This is a genomic window from Oceanobacillus sp. NCCP-135 (assembly GCF_059698015.1).
In genome coordinates this window covers 1-22,986 of record NZ_BAAKSZ010000010.1, presented here as the reverse complement: position 1 = coordinate 22,986, position 22,986 = coordinate 1, and the positions used below count along the sequence as shown (strand labels likewise).

Below are 22,986 nucleotides of genomic sequence, written 5' to 3'. Positions count from 1 at the left end.
AATATTCAGATATATTTAATCATATTAAAAATTTCATAGTGTAACTAGAGTCAATAGTCATAGATAGATAGTTTTAGTTTTCTAATTGTTTCGACAAGTTCACGCAAAATTTGCTAAAATGTATTAGGTAAATAGTCTTATTTTTGCCAAAAATAGACTTATTTGAGCTGCTTTCACCTAGTTGAATTAATAGATTAATAGGTACTTTGGATGGGTTTTTGTTTTGGATGTTATCTAATTTGAATTGGTTTTATGGTGGTTTCTTGAATAAATTTTTGGATGTATGATGGTGGATGGGTTTTCAGGAGGATCTTTGGGTGGTTTTACCGTGGTTTTGCCGTGGTTTTCCGGTGGTTTTGCCGTGGTTTTCAGAAAGTTTTTTGATGGCTTTCAGATAAGCTTTGGAATGATTTTTTGGATGTTGGATGTTTTTTTAGCTAAGGTATGGAAGGGTTTTGGTAGTTAATGCTAGTGACTTTTAGTAAATTCGGTTGTGAAGTCTGAAGTTGCCGGAACTAACAGGCTGGCGATTCATTCCAGAAACTATAAAAGTAGAGTGCCAGATATACTAGTATAATAAGGCTTCCGAGCAAAGCTTCACACAAACAGCTTAATAGTTTCCGTTGAGAGACTACAACCGCTATGCTACTATTTCAGTAGTACATATTATGAAGGAGGCTATAAGATGCCTGCACAATATATTTTCATTGTTGCAGCTGTTCTTGCTGTTATTCCTATTTTAGTTCTATTTAAAGTAAATATGGAAAAATTAAAAGAGGATCCGAGTCAGCGCGAAAAGATTCAATCACGCTTTATGATCGGGGTTGCCTTGAGTGAAGCCATTCCAATATTACTCATTATCTGGGGATTCATGGAAGTGTCAGCCGTTTCGAGCGTAGAGGAATTATACATACCTGGAATCATCGTCATCTTTACAATGGCATTCGCAGCATTTTTCATCTTTCTGCAAAAAAATGTTGGGGTCGAACCGGAAGCAAAAGAGACAATCCATTCATTTGCCATGGTGAGCATCCCAATTGCGATGGCTATTCCGATAATTGCGCTTGTTAGTCTGTTTATGATGATACTGTAGATTATTGTTGGAGACTTGGGCAGCAGCGGCAGATAGGCAAAGTTGAGAGATATTCGGGCAGTGTTGAGAGACTTCCTGGCAAAGTTGAGAGATAAATGCTTTTTTCCATTTATCTCTCAACTTTTCGCTAGTTTCTCTCAACTTTCAGCGCTTGTCTCTCAACTTTCAGCGCTTGTCTCTCAACTTTCAGCGCTTGTCTCTCAACTTCATGCGCTTGTCTCTCAACTTCACACTCCTATCTCTCAACCATCAGCACAAATATCGATTTTATCAGCGGTATATCACTTTTTTAGCGAAGTCAAGAGTTGAGTGGCATTTAGCTGTTATATCTCTCAATTTCCCACAATAAACTAGCTCTATCCTAACTAAAAAACTACTCCTCCGCGTTTCCAATTCCCTGCATTATAAACTCTACAGTTCGTTCAATCTCCTGATCATCATCCCATTCTAGATCAGGTTGCAGGAGGAAGCGGGTAATCAGAAAGCCCAGTACAGTTGGTGCGAGCAATCGTATAATTGACAGGTTGGGCTGTTCTTTGATCTCCCCTTTTTCTTTATAGTAATCCAGCACATTATTAATTGCAGGGTATACTTTTTCAGCAAATACTTTTTTATAGGACGCCTGAATTTCGGGGTGGAAAGCCAATTCCTGCAGCAGAATTTTCACAAGTGGTACATTGGCTTTAGCAAATTCGAATCTATTTTTAATAAATGCATACAAGAAATCCTCGAAATTCCTATGAGATTTTCTGAACACCTGATCTACAAATTTTTCAGCAAAAAGAGGTGCGGAAAAATTCGTAATTACTGGTGTAATAATCGATACTAGCAAATCCTTCTTTGTTCGGTAATGGCGGAATATAGTTCCTTCAGCGACACCTGCTAGCCTGGCAATTTCACTTGTTGATGTGTTGTAGTACCCTTTTTCGGAAATAATTTTAATTGCTGCTTCCAATATTTTCACTTGCTTTGGTGTCATATTTTCTGATTCGTCAAGTGTATCGATCATTTGCTTATAGATGGATTGATCTTGTTCAGACATTTCTAATCCTCCCTGATAGGTTATTCATCTGTTTACCATCATTCTGTACAACATCCAGGACGCTGGAAAAGCTGATTTTAATGGATAATCTAAATATCAATAAGCCAGACCAAACAAAGATCTAAGCTTTTGGAAAATAGTAACATTTTTTATAGTTATCATGGACAGTTTCAGCTTAATATTACTCGGGTTTGTCCGTGAGAAGCGCTCTCATGGACAGGTTGAGCCTTATGTTGCTCCGGTTTGCCCGTGAGAAGCGCTCTCATAGACAGTTTGACCCTAATGCTGCTCGGGTTTGTCCGTGAGAAGCGCTCTCATGGACAGGTTGAACCTTATGTTGCTCCGTTTTGTCCGTGAGAAGCGCTCTTATAGACAGGTTGAACTTAATGTTACTCCGGTTTGTCCGTGAGAAACACTCTCTTGGACAGTTCGAACCTAATGTTGCTCTGCTTTGTCCGTGAGAAGCGCTCTCATGGACAGGTTGAGCCTTATGTTGCTCCGGTTTGCCCGTGAGAAGCGCTCTCATGGACAGGTTGAGCCTTATGTTGCTCGGGTTTGTCCGTGAGAAGCGCTCTCATAGACAGTTCGAACCTAATTTTGCTCCGGTTTGTCCGTGAGAAGCACTCTCTTGGACAGTTCGAACCTTATGTTGCTCCGGTTTGTCCGTGAGAAGCGCTCTCATAGACAGGTTGAACTTAATGTTACTCTGGTTTGTCCGTGAGAAACACTCTCTTGGACAGTTCGAACCTAATGTTGCTCCGGTTTGTCCGTGAGAAGCGCTCTCATGGACAGGTTGAACCTTATGTTGCTCCGTTTTGTCCGTGAGAAGCGCTCTCATGGACAATTAAAGCCTAAAATTACTCTATTTTGTCCGTGAGAAGCGCTCTCTTGGACAATTTGACCCTAATGTTGCTCTGGGTTGTCCGTGAAAAGCACTCTCTTGGACAGTTTCAGCTCGATGTTGCCCTGGGTTGTCCGTGAGTAGCACTCTCTTGGACAGTTTGAACCTAATGTTGCCCTGGGTTGTCCGTGAGTAGCACAAATCCAAAGTCATTATAACTTCCGATGCCGCTTCAAAGCTAGCACATTGAGAATTATAAATACGACAGAAAAACTAATCAGTATCCCAATATCTCCCCATACATCTGCAAGCTGCTGCCCGCGAATCATAATTTCCTTTAAGGCATTTGCTCCGTAATATAATGGCATTACTTTTCCAATTGCATCAAGCCAGGCAATCGATTCTGTATGAAAAATTCCTGCAAAGAAAACCTGTGGAACAATGACAATGGGGATGAATTGGATCATTTGAAATTCATTTTTGGCATATGCTGATAAAAGTGTTCCAAGGCTTAATGCTGTTATTGCAAGCAAGATTGCAATGAAAAGTACGGCAAGATAGGATCCTGCCATATAAATATCCAGGACATAAATAGAAAACGCTGCAACAATGATGGATTGGATAATAATAAAAATCCCAAATCCGCTCAAATAACCGATAACAATTTCCCAACGCTTTAACGGTGTTGCCAGGAGCCGCTCCAGGGTTCCTTGCGTCCGTTCTCTGAGAAATGAAACTCCGCCAATAATGAAGGTAAAAAAGAATACGAAAAAGCCGATGAGTACTGGTCCAACATTATCGAATAAATTGACGTCTGTTGATCCATAAAGAAAATTCAAATCTGCCTGTAATGTATTGGGATTCAATTGCTTAGATGCTTCATTTAAAACCCGTTGAACAGCAGAGGTTGCTGTTGGGTCGCTTCCTTCCATGGTTATGTTCAATGCTGTATTTTCCCAGGCAAAATAGGCATCGACTTGCTGTCGTTGCAAAGCATCCTTCGCTTCTTCTGTCGTCATTTCCGTAAAAGAAGCATCCTGTTCCTTAAATACCTCCTGAATCTGACTAGGAACAGCTGTTAGCGCTATGGTTGGCTGATATTCCTCCATATCCAGAACAAGCCATAGTAATGTCATTACAAATATTGGTGCGAGCAGCATGAGAGCAATGCTTCGCTTATCTCCAAGCAGTTCCTGTACAATTCGTTTTATAATCGCATTTACTCTCATTTATCTAACCCCCACTTGCTCATTTTTTCCGAAGTATAAAAATGCCTCTTCAAGAGTTTCCGATTTACTTTGTTCCTTCAGTTCATCCGGACTCCCTTTTGCAATCACATAGCCATCACGTAGCAGAGCCAGTTCATCACACTTTTCTGCTTCATCCATGACATGTGTTGTGATAATAATGGTCGTACCTGATTTCTGAATTTCTTTCAAATCCTTCCAGATTGATGCACGAAGGACCGGATCAATCCCAACGGTCGGTTCATCAAGGATGAGTAAGGTTGGACGGTGCAAGAGAGCAATCGCAAGTGACATCCGGCGTTTCATTCCTCCCGAATAGTGTTCCAATGTTTTATTCAGCTGATCGACTAAGTTGACAATTTTCGCCACTTCCTGGACACGCTTTGTGCGTTCCTTTTTTGGAATTCCATAAATACTGGCAAAAAATTCAAGATTTTGCCTCCCTGTTAACTCACTGTACAATGCATCATTTTGTGCCATATATCCAATTTGTTGCAACTGTTTTAGTGATGGCATTTTTGTGTTATCAATCGAAATCATTCCATGCGTAGGGTTAAGCAGCCCGATCATTATTTTCACCAATGTCGTTTTTCCAGAACCAGAGGGACCTAGTAAGCCAAATAGTCGGCCAGACGTAATATTTAAATTTACTTCTTTCAGTACTTCTTCCTTATCAAAACGATGCTGAACATTAGATAATTTCACAAGATCAACCATGCAAAAAACCTCCTCGTTTTATTATTTTTATAATGAGTGAGTACTCACTTCAATAGTAATTGATATAATCTCCTTTGTAAAGATCTTATATTTCCTTGAATCAATCCTGTTATCCATGCATATATATTAATGGACAATTATAGGCTCTTCCTCAAAAAGGGTGATAGATACGAGAAAATGGTTTCGGTTTATTAACGGAAACGCTCTTTAAGCTGCAAAGAAACTAGATTGATTTCTAATTCTAGATGAGCTTAGCTAGTTGTATCATTGGCTTTGAGAAAGAGTCCATTTAGACAACGGGGGACTGGATATGCAATTTTATTATGGAAGTCAGATGCCACTACGGGTACTGGATGAGGCGGAGTTTTGGAAGGAGCAGGAAGCGGAGCATACTGTCGTCATGCGGGAGCTCATGACGGATTTGGAGAAGAAATATGTGGATGCACTGAAGCATTGGGAGGAGGTTCTGAACACGACCCATCAGCAGGTGAAAAGGTATGTAGAGTCAGTGATCCGCAGTAATAATCAGCTTTCCCCACAGCTTTATCAGCAGGTGCTTGAGCTTGTAACGTTTTGCTTGCAGGAAAGTGTTGCATTTACACAGTTTTGTCGCCAGGTAAAAACCGAAAGCAAGGCTGCTGCTGGTAATCCAACAGCGAGGGTGGTGATTGATCATATCGTTGATGAGTCGGAATATTTCATCGGGATTGCCCAGACCATTTTATATGAACAGCATCATTGATTCAAAAGTGCTTCTTCCTCATGGAGAAGCACTTTTTAGTTGAATCATTGGCGGGAGAGCTTATAATATGCTTATATAACGTGTTCGAAAAGGGAAGAACAGGATCGAGATCGGCTAAAGTCACAGAAATCCTGTTTACAGGCGCCGACATTTGCGCGTCCTGTGCGTTGAAACAGGGAAGTAGCTTTGAGGGGTGATCTTCTAACGTGCTGTAATGACACCTGCGTTCAACACAGGAGAAGGGGATACTCCCTTGAACTCACAGCTCGTGATCCTTCCTTTAACTCATAGCTCGTGAGAAAAAGTGGTATTCTTTTTCAAGGAATTGTCGGTACTTCGTAGAAATCACTGATCTTTATCTGTCATTTTTATCAGTTTTTTGGATCTTTCATAAAGTACGGGGAAATTAATAGGTTTGTTTCTTTAAATACACATTATACCGATTCCGAATAAACAAACTGATCCAACCTCTCCCCGCAAAATGTGATTGAATCAGACTTTTTTACAACTTATAACGAAGGAAAGTAGGTGTCTACATTGAAGGAACAAACATTGGTGGCAAAGGTTTGTATGCTGGCTGGAAAAATCATGCTGCAGAGTGGTGCAGAAACCTATCGGGTAGAAGATACGATGAATCGGATTGCTATTGCTTATGGGGTAAAGAATGTTCAGAGCTATGCGACACCTACAGGAATAAATTTTTCCAGCGATATGGCTGCAGACACTCATTTTATTCGGATTTCCAATCGATCCAATGATTTACATAAAATAGCGGAAGTAAATACCGTCTCACGTCAAATAACTGCTGGTGAGCTTGAAATGAAAGAAGCACTTAGGCTTTTGAAGGGAATTGGAGACGCTAAACTCACTTTCCCGGGCTGGATGCAAATGATCGCTGCAGCATTTGTCAGTGGAAGCTTTGCCATTATGTTTGGTGGCACCTGGCCTGATTTCATCCCTGCATTTATAGCTGGTGGGCTTGGATTTGCCGGGATGCTTGGATTTGAGCGGTTAGTGGAAATCCGTTTCATGGCAGAATTTTTCGGCAGTTTTATTATCGGGGTTACAGCATTTATTTTTATCAACAATGGATTTGGCCATGCGCTTGATAGAATTATTATCGGCGCTGTCATGCCACTGGTGCCTGGGCTACATATTACGAATGCCGTTCGTGATCTGATGGCGGGACATCTCGTTGCAGGGATGTCCAAAGGGGTTGAAGCTGCTTTAACTGCCTTTGCGATCGGTGCAGGCGTCGCGGTTATTTTTGCTTTTGTATAAATTGGAAGGAGGGGAATGGTATGATGATTGCAGCACAGCTGATCACAAGTTTTATCGCTTCTGCCGGGTTCGGAGTGCTTTTTAATGCACCAAGGCAAGCGCTTATTCAATGTGGACTTGTTGGAATGTTCGGCTGGATTTTGTATTATGTGCTCACCCTTCAAGGTATGGACGTTGTTCCAGCTACGATTTTTGCTGCAATGCTTGTTGCGGTGCTGAGTCAAATCTGCGCCAAACTATATAAAAAACCAATCATTATTTTCAACGTGTCGGGAATCATCCCCCTCGTCCCGGGTGGAATCGCCTATGATGCCATGCGCCACTTTGTGGAAAATGATTATCTTACCGCAGTACAGCTGTCTGCGAAGGTGATGCTGTTAGCTGGAGGGATTGCGATTGGACTTATGTTTTCTGAGGTTATCAATCAGGTGGTGAAGAAATTTCCGGTTAAGGGGTAGTGTGGCAGGAGAAGTGGTGAATTTGGTTACGCGAATTTCGGCTCGTTCCGTGCGGGGTTGCGAGCTTATTTAGTGCGAGTTTTTGCACTGCTGACACGCTGGTTCGAGCTCTTTTGGTCTGGTTGGACTGGTTTAGCACAGCTTTAAGCGGATGACGCACATCTTTACACTACTGCCCTCGCATAATCGGACAGCTGCTTGTGCCCGCTTCTCGGCTTCTTTAGTGCAGGTTTATGAGCTTATTTAGCGCAAGTTTTTGCGCTTCTAAAACGCTGGTTCAGGCTGGGTTATGCGAGTTTAAACTCGATCAGTTCAAGTTCGGACAGCTGCTTGTGCCTGGTTGAAGTGTTGCGACTTAATGACGAGCGATTACTTAGTAGAACGGAAAGGCTTACACCATCGTGCAAGCCTTTTTAAAATTAATTATTTTTTAACTCCATTGCTTGGTCCAATACTTTATCACCCTGAATCATACCATATGCCATTTGATTGATTACATCTACTTTAATTCCTTTTGGCTCTACTTGTTCTCGAATTTTTTTCTCAAGATAGCGTACTTGCGGGCCGATTAACACGACATCCAGATTTTCTAAATTATTTTTCAGCTGGGATTCTGCCACCGCTTCTATTTCTGTAGTTAAATTTCTTGCTTCTGCAGCTGCTTTCATTTTTTTAACAAGCATCGATGTAGACATTCCTGCTGAACATACAAGAATAATTTTCATTATTTCTCCCCCTCCATGGTTTGCATTTTTTGATACATATCGATCATTTCAATAGCAAGATCTTTAACTGTCATTGCAGTCATTAGATGATCCTGTGCATGGATCAGAATGACAGTTATATCGTTTTTCTCACCATTCGCTTCCGCTTGCAATAATTTGGTTTGAAAAAGATGCGCTTCAGCAAATTCTTTATCTGCTTCCTCTATTTTTTCATTGGCATCCATGAATTTATATACTTTCGCAAGGGCAATTGCTTCCATCGCATTGGAGCGTGCATTTCCTGCATGCAAGATAATGTTAAATGAAAGCATTTGCATTTCTTCAGTTGTTGTGGTCATTCATTAGCCCTCCATTCGTTGTTTTAATGCTCTGACTCCTGCCATGATAAACGGAATATACATCAATACAGCAAGGGTTAAATTAAAGACTTGTAGTGCAATTCCGCGCCAGCTTCCACCTGTTACAAGATAACCACTTAAAATTGGTGGTGTTGTCCATGGAAGGATCGCAACTGTTTTTGGCACAATACCTGTTGCAAGTGCAATATAGGACGTTACAGTTAAGGTAACAGGAACCAAAATAAATGGAATTAACATGACAGGATTCAACACAATTGGTAAGCCGAAAATAACTGGTTCGTTAATATTAAATAATCCTGCAGGTGCTGATAATTTTGCCACTTCACGATATGGATGGTTTTTTTCATGACGGATTACGATGAATACAGCAATTAGTAATGCGATCGTTGTACCTGACCCACCCATAAATACAAATGAATCCAGGAATGGCTTCGTTACAATATAAGGTACCTCAAATGCTGACATACCGCTTTGGAACAAATCTAAGTTCTTTTCGATTAATGGCAGATATAATGGTTCGATAACCGAGCCGATAATATTCGTTCCGTGTAATCCGAAGAACCATAGTAAATGATTAAGGAAGGAAATTATCATCGCTGCCGGAAGTGTATTACCAAGTCCCTGTAATGGCTCTTGGATTATATTAAATATTACCTCAAATATACTCATTTCTGCAAAAACATTCATCATTGCCTGGAAAAATCCTACGATAATAAGGATAATTGTTGCTGGAATTAATGCTGTAAATGATCTTGCAACACCATCCGGAACCCCCTCTGGCATTTTTATCGTATATTTGGATGTAACCAAAATTCGGAATAACTCTGTGAGAACTAATGATACAATAATGGCTACAAATAACCCTTGTGCTCCCAACCAAGCAAAGCTTAGCCCCCAGTCCGGCGTTTCCGGAACAAGTATAATGTAGGCTGCTGCCGAGATTAAACCTGCGGATAGACCATCTACTTCATAGGACTTCGCTAAATTATAGGCGATGGAAAAGGCAACCAACAGACCTAATACTGCAAATGTCCCATTCCAGATGCTTCCCCCAACTGCTTGCCAATTGCCGTCACCGAAAATTCCATTCATCCATTCAACAAAGTTAAAGCTTCCAAATGGAGGAAAGTTATTAACTAATATTGCCAGTGAACCAACGATGATTAATGGCATGATTGCAACAAAGCCATCACGTATTGCCACAAGATGACGTTGTGCTCCAATGCGTCCAGCGATTTCGATAAATTTTTGCATAAACTTATTATTCATTCTAATTCCCCCTTGAACTAAATTGTGGTAAATAAGATTTATGTGCTTCTAAAAGCTCATCAAGCAAAATTTTACTTCCTTTTTCATCCGCTACTAATGGATTCATAACTAAAGCTGTATACGCATCGTTGTAATTTCCAGATAAGCTAGCTCGAATCACAAGCTCTTCAAATGCTTTCATTTGGTGGATTAACCCTTTTACTGTCACTGGTAATGGGCCAACTGATATCGGGATTGGGCCATGGTTCGTAATCACACAATTGGCTTCAATTACAGTATCATCGGATAGATCCGGAATAGCTCCATTGTTTAAAGTGTTGACGGTCTGAACATCTTCCTTATTGTTATAAATAGAATCCATCAGGCTGCATGCAACATCACTATAAAACGCACCTCCCCGCTTCTCCAGTTCTTCTGGTTTATCCTTTAATTCTGGATTACTATATAGCTCAAACAATGATTCTTCCAATTGTTGAACAACCTCCGCACGAGTTCCATTTTCTTCATAAGCTTTCAGATCTTTTTTTAGAACATCCTTTGTTTGAAAATAATATTGATGATACGGGTTTGGCAGAAGTCCGGTTGACTCTATGAAGGTTTTCGACCAGCCCAGATTTACAATATTAGCTGGCGAATAGTCAAGTCCATCCCCAATTAATTTTTGCAAAACTTCTTCCGTACGATCGACGCCATTTACGAATACTTTTCTACCAAATACAAAATGATTCATTCCGATGAATTGAATCTTCACATCATCTGGTGAAACATCCAATATTTCTGCAGTGGAATGACGCATATTGAACGGAATGTTGCAAACGCCGATTACCTTTTTATGGGCGGAATGTTTCAACAGAGCTTCCGTTACGATTCCAGCTGGGTTTGTAAAATTGATAATCCATGCATCCGGACAAATGGTATGAACATCTTCAGCAAGATCCATCAACACCGGAATGGTCCGAAACGCTTTAAATATCCCTCCAGCACCATTTGTTTCCTGACCAATAAAGCCATGACTTAAAGGAATTCTTTCATCTTTTGCACGCGCTTTTAGACCACCTACACGGATTTGTGTGGAAACAAAGTCAGCGTTCTCCAGTGCCTTTTTCCGATCTAATGTCCATGATAGATTAATAGATTTTCTTGCTTTTTCTATCATTCGGAATGATAGATTCCCAATAATCTCCAGTTTTCTTTTTCCTGCCTCAATATCCACCAGTACAATATCAGTTACTGGAAATGAATCATGTCGACGAATAATACCTTCAATTATTTCCGGCGTATAGCTTGATCCTCCACCAACAATTACTAATTTTAATGTCATTTTGCTTTAACTCCTTATGCTGTTATTTGAAAACGCTTAAATAAAGTGAAACTTCATTCAGTGGGGGTTTCCCTTTCTCCCCCACTGAATGTTAGTACCTCATGGGATGACCTAAAGGCCCTTGAACAGAATCAGAAAATTTACGGACTGTTTATACCGCATTGGTATGACACAAGGTCCTCCCCCACCTTCACGTTTGGGATTTCTCACGCTTGGAAGTGGGGGTATTACAGTCCGTTAATGCGTGATAAATGTATAACAATTGCCTATTCCTATGCTATAAATTAGTTGTTTCGCTTGAATAATAATGTATCATACAATTAAAATAATGTCCATACCTATTTATTAATTGTCATTACATTTATTAACATTGTTATTATATGTAATATCTTGTACACTTTATATATAGATTGTTTGAAGGAGTACAGTCATGGAAAAAAACCAATCACTACATGCTTATATAAAGGAAGAATTACTTAATCGTATTAAATCAAATGAATATAAAAAGGGAGAAAAAATCCCTCCCGAGCTGGAACTATGCAAGGAATTTGAAGTTAGCAGAACTACTGTAAGAACTGCTTTAAATCAACTGACGCTTGAAGGCTATTTCATTCGGCAACAAGGAAAGGGTACATTTGTTGCTGATCCAAAAGTGAAACAAACTCTGTCCCAAACCGTGAAGCGATACAGTGATCAAATCGCTGTTCAAGGCAAGAAAGCGGAAATAACACTGATAGATATCCATGTTATTCCTGCTAATGAGATTTTGCAGCAATCCCTTGATGTAACTTTAGATGATCCGATTCAACGCATTGAGCGCATCCGCAAAGCGAATGGTGAACCAACACAATATGAAATTGCCTATATTCCCTGGAATATTGCACCAGGCATTACCAAAAATCATGCAGAAACTTCATTGTATGGATCATTAAAAACAGAATTCAACGTCCATATCGCTAAAACAACGGAGCACATCGAGATTACGCTTGCAGATGAACGGTCATGTAAGCATTTAGGCTGTGAAGAAGGATTGCCATGTTTTTATATCGAAACAATTGCCGAGGATCAGCACGGGAAAAAAGTAGAATTTTCCCGTTCATTCTTCCGTGGTGACAAGACAAACTTCATGATTGAGCGAAATTATCCATTGAATTAACAGAATGGAAAATAAGACTGGAGGATGAACAATGCAAGTATTGTTTAATGCAGACGATTTTGGTTTAACAAGCGGGGTTACGGACGGAATCATTAAGGCCCATACGAATGGAGTTGTTGGTTCTGCAACACTAATAATGAATGGAAAAGCATTGGATTATGCAGTTTTACAAGCAAAAAAATATCCTTCTTTACATGTAGGCGTTCATCTTGTTTTAACCTGGGGAAGGCCTATAAACAACGATGTCTTAAGTCTTATTAATGAACAAGGACTTTTTAAATATAAAAATACTTTTTTGGACATGGATGCCCCTAAGGTAAGCGACGTAGAAAAAGAGTGGCGTTCACAAATTGAAGCATTTTTAGCTACAGGATTAGCTCTACATCATATTGACAGCCACCATCATGTTCATGGATGGGAGCCGTTAAAAGAGGTGGTTATTAAACTTGCGAGGGAGTATAACGTGCCAGTAAGATATGTGGAAAGTTTAAAATCGCATCCGGATATTCTGCTAACCGAAACTCTCTGGCTGGATTTTTACGGTGATGGTGTTGATCATGGAATTTTCAATAAACTAAGGGGGCTAGATGCCGCTTCCGTTGAAGTAATGACACACCCTGCAATTGTCGATGAGGATCTGCGTAAAGTTAGTTCTTATTTAGAAAAACGGGAGAAGGAGCTTGAAATCCTATGTAATTTGGAAATTCCTGATTGGGTTGAGAATTTAAGTTAATATGGCTGGTTTATTTAGCTTTAAGCTGTAGATGCCTGTGGTTGTGGGGTGGTTGCGTGGGGTTGTGCTGGGATTGCGCTGGGATTGCGTGCATGCGCTTTGATTGCATGGGGTTGTGCTGGGATTGCGGGATTACGCTTTGATTGCTGGGATTGCACTGTGCATGCGCTTTGATTGCATGGGGTTGTGCTGGGATTGCGGGATTACGCTTTGATTGCTGGGATTGCACTGTGCATGCGCTTTGATTGCGGAAGGTTGTACTGGGATTATGCGGGATTGAGCTGGGATCGAGCAGTTGAGCTGCCTGTGGGGTTATAGCTGTGACTGTATGGGCTTGTGCCGAGTCTGCGAGCTTGTGTTGAGGTTGCGAGCTTGTACTGTACATGGGGAGCTTATACTAGGCATAGGATTGTACTGAGATTACGAGCTTTGTGTGCTGAGGTAGCGTGTACTTGTAATGTGATTGCGAGCTTGTACTGAGGTTGCGTGTAATTGTATTGTGGTTGTGAGCTTATACCGTGCATGGGGAGCTTATGCTAGGCGTGGGGTTGCGCTGGGATTGCGTGCATGCGCTTTGATTGTGTGGGTTTGTGCTGGGATTGCGTGGGCTTGCTTTTTGTTTGCGAACTTGTACAATTGTCACATGCCCTTCACCTTGTCTTTTCATCGTTAAATTAAATATCAATTTTTTTAATACATTTCCGACTTCCATCAGTTGATTTTAAATTTCTTTCCTTATACACTAAATTTATAATCTCATACGAAGTGAGGCGCTATTTTTGACTATTGAACAAAAACCGAAAGTAATTATGGTAATCTTCGGGGCAACGGGGGATTTAGCTAAGCGAAAGTTATTTCCCTCCATTTATCGCCTCTATCAAAGTGGCAAGATCAGTGAAAACTTTGCTGTTGTAGGGCTTGCGCGTAGACCGTGGTCAAATGATATTTTTCGGGAAAATGTAGAAAAATCCATTCATGATGCCCTGCCCCACCACGAGAACATTGATACATTTTCATCACATTTTTATTATCATCCATTTGATGTAACCGAGACCACTTCTTATCAGGATTTAAACAGTTTATTAGAGGAGCTTGATGGGGAATATCAAACGGATGGAAATCGTATTTTTTATTTGGCTATGGCACCAGAGTATTTTGGCTCGATTGCCAGAAATCTTCAGAGCAATGGGTTGAACAATAGTGCTGGATGGTCGCGGCTTGTAATCGAGAAACCATTTGGCCATGATCTAGCATCTGCCAAGGATTTGAATAATGAAATCCGATCAGCTTTTAATGAAGAACAAATTTATCGGATCGATCATTATCTTGGAAAAGAAATGGTACGAAATATTGAAGTAATTCGTTTTGCCAATGCGATTTTTGAACACCTTTGGAATAACCAATATATTTCAAATATTCAGATCACATCGAGTGAATCACTTGGCATTGAGGAACGCACTCATTATTATGATCACTCAGGAGCAACTCGGGATATGGTGCAAAACCACATGCTGCAAATGGTTGCCCTGCTTGCGATGGATCCTCCAATTAATTTAACAACAGATGAAATTCGCTCAGAAAAGGTAAAAGTTCTCAGAGCCTTACGAAAAATCGAACATAATAAAGTGAAAAAATACTTTGTTCGAGGTCAATATGATAGTGGCTCAATTAATGGAAAACCCGTTGATCGCTATCGTGATGAAGCTGAAGAATTACGTGAATCAAATACAGAAACATTTGTCGCTGGTAAAATATTAATCGACAATTATCGCTGGAGTGGTGTTCCATTTTATATTCGGACGGGAAAAAGGATGGCTGAAAAGTCAACAAACATTGTTGTCGAGTTCAAAGATATTCCGATGAATTTATATTTTAAAACAAATAAGGAAAAACATCCAAATTTACTTATTATCAACATTCAGCCAAATGAAGGGGTTACCCTTGTGCTAAATGCGAAGAAGTCAGGTCGATCACTGGCCCAGCCTATCCAGCTTGCTTATAATAATCATAGCTTTGACGGAATCAATACACCCGAAGCATATGAAAAGCTGTTATATGATTGTATACTTGGTGATGCAACAAACTTTACCCATTGGGATGAAGTAGCATATTCTTGGGCTTACATCGATTCCATTCTAAAAACATGGTCAACCACACAAGCTGATTTTCCCAATTACAAATCGGGTTCAATGGGGCCAGAAGCAGCGGACAAGCTTCTGGAAAAAGATGGATTCCACTGGTGGCCAATTACAGAAATTGAAAAATAAGGAGCGTTTACATTGAAATTATATGATGTCACAGCAGATATTTTTAAAGGAATGCCTGTCTATAAAAACAAACCAGAGAAACAGCCGAAATTTCATACGGTTACGAATGGACATGTAACGGAAACACGGATCGATATGGATCTACACACAGGAACACATGTAGATTCACCGCTTCACATGATTAATGATGGAGACACAATGGAGACGATTAAGTTAGATGATCTGGTTGGAAATGTAAAACTTTTTGATCTCTCACATGTCGATGATCGGATTACCAAAAAAGATATTGAAACATGCTCAATTGAAAAAGATGATTTTATCCTTTTTAAAACAAAAAACTCATTAGAAGATGCCTTCAATTTTGAATTTATATTCGTTGCCGAGGATGCTGCAGCACATCTTGCTGAAATCGGCATAAAAGGGGTTGGCGTTGATGGGCTTGGCATTGAACGCAGCCAGGACGGACACCCAACACATCGCACACTTTTCCAGCAAAAGGTGATCATTATGGAAGGCCTGCGACTTGCTGAAGTTCCAGAAGGAGAATATTTCATGGTCGCAGCCCCAATAAAGCTGCAAGGAACAGATGCAGCACCAGCAAGAATTATGCTGTTTGAAGGAGTTACGATTAACAAGGAAATATAATTAAAAAAGGCCTGCACTTGATTAAAGCGCAGGCTTTTTTTGTTGGGAAGGTCTCTCCGGATCGGGCGATAAATTCTTGCTCCGGGTGATATCCCCGCTCTCCGGGCGATATTTCCGCTCTCCGGGCGATATCCCGCTCGTTCCGGGTGATATCCCCGCTCTCCGGGCGATATCCCGCTCGTTCCGGGCGATACTTCCACTCTCCGGGCGATATTCCCGCTCTCCGGACGATATCCCGCTCGTTCCGGGTGATATCCTCGCTCTCCGGACGATATCCCGCTCGTTCCGGGTGATACTTCCACTCTCCGGGCGATATTCCCGCTCTCCGGGCGATATCCCGCTCGTTCCGGGTGATACTTCCGCTCTCCGGGCGATATCCCGCTCGTTCCGGGCGATATCCTCGCTCTCCGGACGATATCCCGCTCGTTCCGGGCGATATTCCCGCTCTCCGGGCGATATCCCGCTCGTTCCGGGCGATATCCCCGCTCTCCGGACGATATCCCCGCTCTCCGGACGATATCCCGCTCGTTCCGGGTGATATCCCGCTCGTTCCGGGTGATACTTCCGCTCTCCGGGCGATATCCCGCTCGTTCCGGGCGATATCCTCGCTCTCCGGACGATATCCCGCTCGTTCCGGGTGATATCCTCACTCTCCGGGCGATATCCTCGCTCTCCGGACGATATCCCCGCTCTCCGGGCGATATTCCCGCTCTCCGGGCGATATCACGCTCGTTCCGGACGATATCCCGCTCGTTCCGGGCGATATCCTCGCTCTCCGGACGATATCCTCGCTCTCCGGACGATATCCTCGCTCTCCGGACGATATCCCGCTCGTTCCGGACGATATCCCGCTCGTTCCGGGCGATATCCTCGCTCTCCGGACGATATTCCGCTCGTTCCGGGCGATATCCTCGCTCTCCGGACGATATCCTCGCTCTCCGGGCGATATTCCCGCTCTCCGGACGATATCCCGCTCGTTCCAGGCGATATCCTCGCTCTCCGGACGATATCTCGCTCGCTCCGGGCGATATCACGCTCGTTCCGGGTGATATCCCCGCTCTCCGGGCGATATCCCGCTCGTTCCGGGCGATATTCCCGCTCTCCGGACGATATCCCAGCACTCTCCAACTGATATAACTCATCCTCTAACGTTTCACCCACACTACACACCAGTAATATTTTCCATTGCCAAAATATTTACTGATAACTCTTTCCATCCCTCATAGCTGCAGTAATCAATAGTACAAAAGCTGTCAATATATGCATGATCATTCCAACAATCGGAATCCAACCTATACATGATGTGATAATTCCTAATATACTTCCAGCACTGGCGCCTCTATCATTTTTAGTCAGGATTAATGTTATAATGTGAAGAATTAACATGACAAAAAGCGGTGTCCATGCTTGGCTAAAAATATATAAACCGCCCAAAACCGGAATACCCAGCAGACCTTCAAAAATTCCGGTTATTAATTTTAGTATTCGTGATATAGACATTTTATTTCCTCCGTATTTAATAAAATCATATTTATAAAATCTTTCCGTAAAATATTATTCCCTATTACAACTTTCATTACACACCTCTGATATTTAGCAGGATTCCAGGTTTATAGATGTTGGGCTATTAAAAACGAACTAGGACCAGGGGCAAGGTTAAAAGTTAATATAGCAAAGTTGAGAGAGGGTACCCCAGAGTTGAGAGATAATACAGCAAAGTTGAGAGAGACTCACCTATAGTTGAGAGATAATACCAATTTTTATGCTTATCTCTCAACTTTTGCTAAGTATCTCTCAACTTTCAAACAATCCCTCTCAACTTCAACCAAGTATCTCTCAACTTTCAAACAACTTCTCTCAACTTTCAAACAACTTCTCTCAACTTCGCTCAAGTATCTCTCAACTTTCAAACAATCCCTCTCAACTCCCACTCATGACAGCCTATAGCATCTAGTTAAGACCCCCACCGCTGTCAGATCAAGCGCTAAAACGAAAAGCCAAAACCCTCCGATCTAATGCGGAGGGTTCCATCAAATTAATTCTTTTTCTTTCTCCCAACAATCTTCGCAGTTAAATCAGCGAACAATGAATATACAACCGGGATCAGTAATAGTGTGAAAATAGTGGATATACCCAGTCCGAATATAATTGTTACTGCTAAGGGCTGTTGCATTTCTGCGCCTTCTCCTAGTGCGAGTCCGAGTGGGATCATCGCCAGGATGGTTGTTAATGTTGTCATGAGAATTGGGCGTAGTCTGCTTCCGCCTGCTTCGATAATTGCTTCATATAAATCCATTCCTTTTCGCCGTAATATATTAATGTAATCAACGAGTACAATTGAATTATTTACGACGATTCCGGCGAGCATGATGATTCCGATAAACCCTGGAATACTTAGTGGCAGTCCTGTTACAAACAGCCCTCCCATTACGCCGACGACCGTTGCTGGTAGTGAGAACATGATAATAAACGGAAACAGGAAGTTCTCAAATTGGATTGCCATAACTGCGTATACTAGGAAAATGGAGAACACGAGTGCTAAAGCTAAATCTGCAAATGATTCTGCCATATCCTGTGCCTGCCCGCCAATTTCATAGCTGTAGCCCTCTGGTAGCTGCATGCCTGCAAGTGTGTTTTCAACATCTGTTACAACACTTGCCAGATCTCGATCCATAACCTGACTTGAAACATTTAGCTGTGGCTGCTGATTTTGTCTCTGCAATGCAACCGGTCCACTCATTTCCTTAAATTCTGCAACTTCCTCAAGCGAAATTACCGCACCCTGAGGTGATTGGATTTTCATGTCCTCGAGGTCACTAATTGTGCTGCGTTCTTCCTCCGGATACAGGAGGGTCACATCCATTTCCCGGCCTTCTTCACGGTATTGTGTCGCCACCTGGCCTGTAAATTGCATTTGAATTTGCCCGAGAATTTGATCCTGAGTCAATTCGTACATTGCTGCTTTATCATCATTAATGACAATGTTCATTTGCGGAACACCAGCAGACGCTCCTGACTCCGGATTATACACACCATCTACGGAAGAGATTTCTTCAACAATTTGATTGGAAAGTTCCCGCAAAACTTCATGTTCCGGCCCATTTAGCTGAATTTGGATTGGGTCACCCATTCCCATGCCTGCATCCATTGAGTTGACGGTAATTTCAGCACCCGAAATACCCCGCAGATCATCGTCAATATCCTGAACAATTTCGGTGGTTGTTTTATCCCGTTCCGCTGCAGGAATTAACTGCATGGTGTACGTGGCCTGATTTCCACCACCGCCCATTGCAAATCCGCCGCCTCCACCAACGGTCACATAGTTCGTTTCCATTACCGATTCAAATGGTGTTAATTTTTCATTTACTTTTTCAACGATTTCCGTCATATGATCCAGTGAGCTTCCAGCATCTGTTTCCACACGGATTTCCATTTGCCCCTGGTCAGCTGCTGGAATAAATTCCGCACCGATTAAGGGGATTAATGCCAAGCTTGCCACGATAGCAATCAGTGTTCCCGCAATCGTTGTTTTACGGTGTTTCAATACCCACTTTAAAACACGCTTGTACTTGCTGTTGACCCAGCCAAGGAACTGATCAAACCAGTAGCGTCGTCCACTATCTTCCATTGCTTTTGACAGTAATTTTGACGAAAGCATTGGTACTAATGTCACTGCAACTACAAGTGATGTGATTAATGAAAACGAAACAGCTAATGCCAGTGGTGTAAATAGATCTGAGGCAATCCCCTCAACATATACAATTGGTAAAAACACAACTAATGTTGTTGTCGTTGAGGCTATAACTGCCGGTGCCAGCTCTGATGCACCTTTTATTGCAGATTCGACCAAATTGTAACCACGCTGCCTGTAGGAATAGATATTTTCTAAAATAACAATCGAGCTATCGACCATCATCCCCAGGCCTAACGCCAAGCCACCCAATGTCAAAATATTAAGCGTTTCTCCAGTGAAATACAGTAATGCAAATGTGGAGATAATCGCAATTGGAATCGATAGACCAATAACAATGGTTGCACGTGCGCTTTTTAAAAATAAAAGTAATACAAAAATCGATATCACGCCACCGATTAAAATATTTTGCACAACAGAATCGATCGACATTTGAATAAATTCAGATGTATCAATAATGACTTCCAAATTGACATCTTCTGGAAGATTCTCCTTCATTTCATCCATACCTGCAATCACATTTTGTGCAACCTCAACGGTATTACTGTCTGTTTTTTTCAATATCGATAACACAAGTGACTGTTTTCCGTTCACCAGTGTCATGGATGATGAATCTTTGAATGTATCCTTCACCTCGGCAACATCTTCTACTTGAATGGTTGCACCAGCACGGGTTTGGACAAGCGTTTGTTTGATAGCTTCCAGCGACTCGAATTCGCCTGTTACACGCAGTTGGAGATCCTTATTTCCTTTTTTAATATTGCCAACAGATGCGGATTGATTTACATTAGCTAACGCTTGCGCAACCGCTCCTGCGTTAACTCCATATTGCTGTAATTTTGCCTGATCGAGGATGAGCTGAATTTCCCGTTCCTTTCCACCTTCAACTGTTACAGAGCCAACTCCGCCCTGACGCTCGAAAAATGGAACGACCTGTTCATCCGCAATTTCAGTTAATGCAGGTGCATCCTTTCCGGTTAAGCCAACCCAGATAACCGGAAGCTGGTCCGGATTAAACCGCATTATATTTGGTTCACCCGCCCGATCTGGCAATAATCCTTTTATCTGATCAACACTTTCTCTAACATCAAGTAATGCCTGATCCAAGTCGGTTCCATTGGCAAACATCATTAATACTAACGATGAGCCTGATTGGGATTGAGATTGGACAGTTTCAATTCCTTCCACAGTACTTACAGCAGACTCGATTGGCCTGCTTATTAAATTCTCTACTTCCTGCGGGGCAGCGTCTTGATAGGATGTTGCCACAACTGCAACCGGTAGATCAATTTTTGGAAAAAGATCAATGGTTAAGCTGCGCACGGATACAATACCAAGTGCAATGATGGCAAGTACAATCATAATGACGCCAACAGGACGTTTTACAGATGCATTTACGAGCTTCAACATTTATTCCCCTTCCTGTACGTCTACGCGGGATTCATCAGTAAGTGTCAACTGACCTGTCACTACAACTTGGTCACCTGCTTTGACGTCACCTTCAATTGCGGTTTTATCTGATTGCGTTTCCTGAATCGTAACAGCTTGTTTTACTGCTTTATTATCTTTTACGATATATACGAAAGATTCATCCTCCTCATCAAAAACCGATGCTGTTGGAACAATGATTGCTCCTTCGATTCTTTTTTCCGGAACAGCCATTTGTACAACCATTCCTGGTAAAATTTCACCATCGTCATTATGAGCTTCTGCTTCAATCGTATACAACCCCGTATCATTCGGCATTGAACCGACTGCAGCGATTTCCGCTTCATACTCCTTATCTCCTACCATCACATCCAGTGTCGCTGCTTTTTCGAATAGTTCCCGGACGCTGGATGTTACAGAAAACTCAAGCTTTACTACTTCCAAATTAGCGATAAGCGCAAAAGGTTCTTCATTTGAGACTATATCTCCTTTTGCACCAGTTAAATTAGCAACCTCTCCATCTCGTGGCGAGCGGATAGTTTGTTTGCCAGCAGGTGTTGAAATGGTTGCAATTAGATCATCTTCTTTAACCTGATCGCCATTTTCCACTTCCAATGTATCGATTTCCCCTGATGTCTCAAGCATAATTGGGGCTGTGGAAGAAGGGGCTGTTCGTCCATAGACGGATTTTTCGATGATGATATCTCCCTCTGTTACTTCAGCAGTTTCCACCGGCACAACCCGTTCTTCCTCTTCCTTATTTGTGTCCTCATCCTGATTGCATGCAGCAAGCAAGACAATCATTACTATGAATATCATGCTGAATATCTTTTTCTTCATTTCTTTAACCCCTCTCAAATAAGCAATGTCATTTGTTATGTAGTTTGTTTTTTACATAAGCTCCCTTACTCCAATAGTTCAACATCCAACAACGTAGCAATTTGTTCACATTCTTTTTTACATTCCGGCAGCAGCCTAAAATGGGCCAGCAATCCTTGGATCATTACAGGCTGACGTTTTGTTTTACTGATTTCCTTTTTCAGAATACTAACTACTTCCTGCAGTTGCCCTACGTCTTTGTATTCCTTGTTTAACCTAGCGATTTTTGACTGCAATACAGCGATTATTTCTGAAAGCTCATCTGCATCATTCTTCATCATGACTTCATAATCTTTTGGAATTCTATCAATCGTTACCAGTGCTTGTTCATTTTGTGAAAGCATGCCATGTACGATATCATCTAGTCGTCTGACAATAAATGCGCCGACCTTTTTCCTCTCCACATTGATATCATCAATTACTATCCACTTAAAATAACCATTGATTAATCCTTCCAATTGAATAACGCTATCGACAAGCAAGGCATTCACCTTATCCCCATAAATGTTCTGGATATTTTCTCTCATCCAATGATAGCTTTCCATTTTCATTTGATGGATAAGCTTATCGGTATTTTGCCCAATCGAAATATTTTCACGTAAAAACATCACTAGAAATTCCTTGTAGTTGTATATGTAATCCATAAAGACAGTTATCTGCTTTGCCAAACTTTCCCTAGGTGGATGATTCTCCTGCTTCGCAATTGCAATTCTATCGGAAATTTGACTATAAAAATAATGGAAAGCTGATGTGATGAATCCTTCTTTTGATTCAAAATAAAGATAAAAAGCACCTTTGGATATTCCTGCTTCGGTCACAATTTCCTGAATCGAGGTGCTGTGATACCCTTTTGAGGCGAATAATTTCATACCTGCCTCGATTAGCTTCATCTTTTTTTCATTCATTCTGTTCACCCGCTTCTTTATACGATCCAGCTAAGTGGAAAGTTTCCTTTTTGCGTATGACTAACCGGTCAGTCATACGATGTGAAATATTAACACTTCTCTATAATACACTTTATCACCTGTAATTGTCAACTGAAATTTCCCCCACATAGGCATTTAATTATCCCCCACCTAGAGTTTCCAATTA

The 22,986-nt window shown here is 41.5% G+C and carries 22 protein-coding genes; 10 read left to right on the top strand and 12 right to left on the bottom strand.

What is annotated here, in order from left to right:
- Positions 1–289 precede the first annotated feature (289 nt).
- Positions 290–466 (top strand): hypothetical protein, encoded by a 177-nt coding sequence (locus AC6HVZ_RS09030; protein ID WP_497557818.1) that lies wholly within the window; start codon positions 290–292, stop codon positions 464–466.
- 219 nt (positions 467–685) lie between these two features.
- Complete coding sequence (locus AC6HVZ_RS09025; protein WP_497557817.1) at positions 686–1,093, top strand: hypothetical protein; 408 nt, start codon at positions 686–688, stop codon at positions 1,091–1,093.
- A gap of 373 nt (positions 1,094–1,466) precedes the next feature.
- On the opposite strand, the gene AC6HVZ_RS09020 is transcribed toward AC6HVZ_RS09025, so the two are convergent.
- From AC6HVZ_RS09020 to AC6HVZ_RS09010, 3 genes are all read right to left on the bottom strand, one after another.
- Entirely contained in the window at positions 1,467–2,135 is a 669-nt protein-coding gene (locus tag AC6HVZ_RS09020; RefSeq protein WP_497557816.1) for a TetR/AcrR family transcriptional regulator, read from the bottom strand.
- Between the two features lie 1,053 nt (positions 2,136–3,188).
- Complete coding sequence (locus AC6HVZ_RS09015; RefSeq protein WP_497557815.1) at positions 3,189–4,205, bottom strand: ABC transporter permease; 1,017 nt, start codon at positions 4,203–4,205, stop codon at positions 3,189–3,191.
- Positions 4,206–4,940, bottom strand: coding sequence for an ABC transporter ATP-binding protein (locus AC6HVZ_RS09010; RefSeq protein WP_497557814.1), 735 nt, complete (start codon positions 4,938–4,940; stop codon positions 4,206–4,208).
- Positions 4,941–5,250: 310 nt separating this feature from the next.
- Between AC6HVZ_RS09010 and AC6HVZ_RS09005 the strand changes: the two genes are divergently transcribed.
- The 3 genes from AC6HVZ_RS09005 to AC6HVZ_RS08995 all read left to right on the top strand — a co-directional run bounded on the left by AC6HVZ_RS09005 (position 5,251) and on the right by AC6HVZ_RS08995 (position 7,421).
- Positions 5,251–5,682, top strand: coding sequence for a DUF2935 domain-containing protein (locus AC6HVZ_RS09005; RefSeq protein WP_497557813.1), 432 nt, complete (start codon positions 5,251–5,253; stop codon positions 5,680–5,682).
- Positions 5,683–6,219: 537 nt separating this feature from the next.
- Positions 6,220–6,963 (top strand): threonine/serine exporter family protein, encoded by a 744-nt coding sequence (locus AC6HVZ_RS09000; protein ID WP_497557893.1) that lies wholly within the window; start codon positions 6,220–6,222, stop codon positions 6,961–6,963.
- 20 nt (positions 6,964–6,983) lie between these two features.
- Positions 6,984–7,421, top strand: coding sequence for a threonine/serine exporter family protein (locus tag AC6HVZ_RS08995; RefSeq protein ID WP_497557812.1), 438 nt, complete (start codon positions 6,984–6,986; stop codon positions 7,419–7,421).
- Between the two features lie 419 nt (positions 7,422–7,840).
- Here the strand turns inward: AC6HVZ_RS08995 and AC6HVZ_RS08990 are convergent, their stop codons facing one another.
- The 4 genes from AC6HVZ_RS08990 to AC6HVZ_RS08975 are packed head-to-tail and all read right to left on the bottom strand — an operon-like array spanning position 7,841 to position 11,095.
- Entirely contained in the window at positions 7,841–8,146 is a 306-nt protein-coding gene (locus AC6HVZ_RS08990) for a PTS sugar transporter subunit IIB (RefSeq protein WP_497557811.1), read from the bottom strand.
- Positions 8,146–8,484, bottom strand: a complete 339-nt coding sequence (locus tag AC6HVZ_RS08985; protein WP_497557810.1) for a PTS lactose/cellobiose transporter subunit IIA — start codon at positions 8,482–8,484, stop codon at positions 8,146–8,148. The genes AC6HVZ_RS08990 and AC6HVZ_RS08985 overlap by 1 nt, the downstream gene beginning before the upstream one ends.
- Before the next feature lie 3 nt (positions 8,485–8,487).
- Entirely contained in the window at positions 8,488–9,774 is a 1,287-nt protein-coding gene (locus AC6HVZ_RS08980) for a PTS sugar transporter subunit IIC (RefSeq protein WP_497557809.1), read from the bottom strand.
- A gap of 1 nt (position 9,775) precedes the next feature.
- Entirely contained in the window at positions 9,776–11,095 is a 1,320-nt protein-coding gene (locus AC6HVZ_RS08975; protein WP_497557808.1) for a 6-phospho-beta-glucosidase, read from the bottom strand.
- Between the two features lie 430 nt (positions 11,096–11,525).
- Here AC6HVZ_RS08975 and AC6HVZ_RS08970 point away from each other — a divergent pair, with 430 nt between their 5' ends.
- The 4 genes from AC6HVZ_RS08970 to AC6HVZ_RS08955 all read left to right on the top strand — a co-directional run bounded on the left by AC6HVZ_RS08970 (position 11,526) and on the right by AC6HVZ_RS08955 (position 15,896).
- On the top strand, positions 11,526–12,251 hold the full coding sequence (locus tag AC6HVZ_RS08970) for a GntR family transcriptional regulator (RefSeq protein WP_497557807.1): 726 nt from the start codon (positions 11,526–11,528) through the stop codon (positions 12,249–12,251).
- Between the two features lie 31 nt (positions 12,252–12,282).
- On the top strand, positions 12,283–12,984 hold the full coding sequence (gene chbG, locus AC6HVZ_RS08965; RefSeq protein ID WP_497557806.1) for a chitin disaccharide deacetylase: 702 nt from the start codon (positions 12,283–12,285) through the stop codon (positions 12,982–12,984).
- Positions 12,985–13,793: 809 nt separating this feature from the next.
- Complete coding sequence (zwf, locus tag AC6HVZ_RS08960) at positions 13,794–15,251, top strand: glucose-6-phosphate dehydrogenase (protein ID WP_497557892.1); 1,458 nt, start codon at positions 13,794–13,796, stop codon at positions 15,249–15,251.
- Positions 15,252–15,263: 12 nt separating this feature from the next.
- The gene (locus tag AC6HVZ_RS08955; protein WP_497557891.1) at positions 15,264–15,896 is read left to right on the top strand and encodes a cyclase family protein; all 633 of its coding nucleotides are present in this window, start codon (positions 15,264–15,266) and stop codon (positions 15,894–15,896) included.
- Positions 15,897–16,619: 723 nt separating this feature from the next.
- On the opposite strand, the gene AC6HVZ_RS08950 is transcribed toward AC6HVZ_RS08955, so the two are convergent.
- Together AC6HVZ_RS08950 and AC6HVZ_RS08945 are read right to left on the bottom strand one after the other, a co-directional pair.
- On the bottom strand, positions 16,620–17,057 hold the full coding sequence (locus tag AC6HVZ_RS08950; RefSeq protein WP_497557805.1) for a hypothetical protein: 438 nt from the start codon (positions 17,055–17,057) through the stop codon (positions 16,620–16,622).
- Positions 17,058–17,093: 36 nt separating this feature from the next.
- On the bottom strand, positions 17,094–17,396 hold the full coding sequence (locus AC6HVZ_RS08945; protein ID WP_497557804.1) for a hypothetical protein: 303 nt from the start codon (positions 17,394–17,396) through the stop codon (positions 17,094–17,096).
- 262 nt (positions 17,397–17,658) lie between these two features.
- Here AC6HVZ_RS08945 and AC6HVZ_RS08940 point away from each other — a divergent pair, with 262 nt between their 5' ends.
- Entirely contained in the window at positions 17,659–17,850 is a 192-nt protein-coding gene (locus AC6HVZ_RS08940; RefSeq protein WP_497557803.1) for a hypothetical protein, read from the top strand.
- A gap of 81 nt (positions 17,851–17,931) precedes the next feature.
- Here AC6HVZ_RS08940 and AC6HVZ_RS08935 read toward each other — a convergent pair whose 3' ends face one another.
- From AC6HVZ_RS08935 to AC6HVZ_RS08925, 3 genes are all read right to left on the bottom strand, one after another.
- Positions 17,932–20,994 carry an efflux RND transporter permease subunit gene (locus tag AC6HVZ_RS08935; protein ID WP_497557802.1) on the bottom strand — a complete coding sequence of 1,021 codons (3,063 nt, stop codon included), beginning with the start codon at positions 20,992–20,994 and terminating at the stop codon, positions 17,932–17,934.
- A gap of 3 nt (positions 20,995–20,997) precedes the next feature.
- Positions 20,998–21,855, bottom strand: a complete 858-nt coding sequence (locus tag AC6HVZ_RS08930; RefSeq protein ID WP_497557801.1) for an efflux RND transporter periplasmic adaptor subunit — start codon at positions 21,853–21,855, stop codon at positions 20,998–21,000.
- A 65-nt stretch (positions 21,856–21,920) separates the two neighbouring features.
- Complete coding sequence (locus AC6HVZ_RS08925) at positions 21,921–22,799, bottom strand: TetR/AcrR family transcriptional regulator (protein WP_497557800.1); 879 nt, start codon at positions 22,797–22,799, stop codon at positions 21,921–21,923.
- Positions 22,800–22,986: the final 187 nt, after the last annotated feature.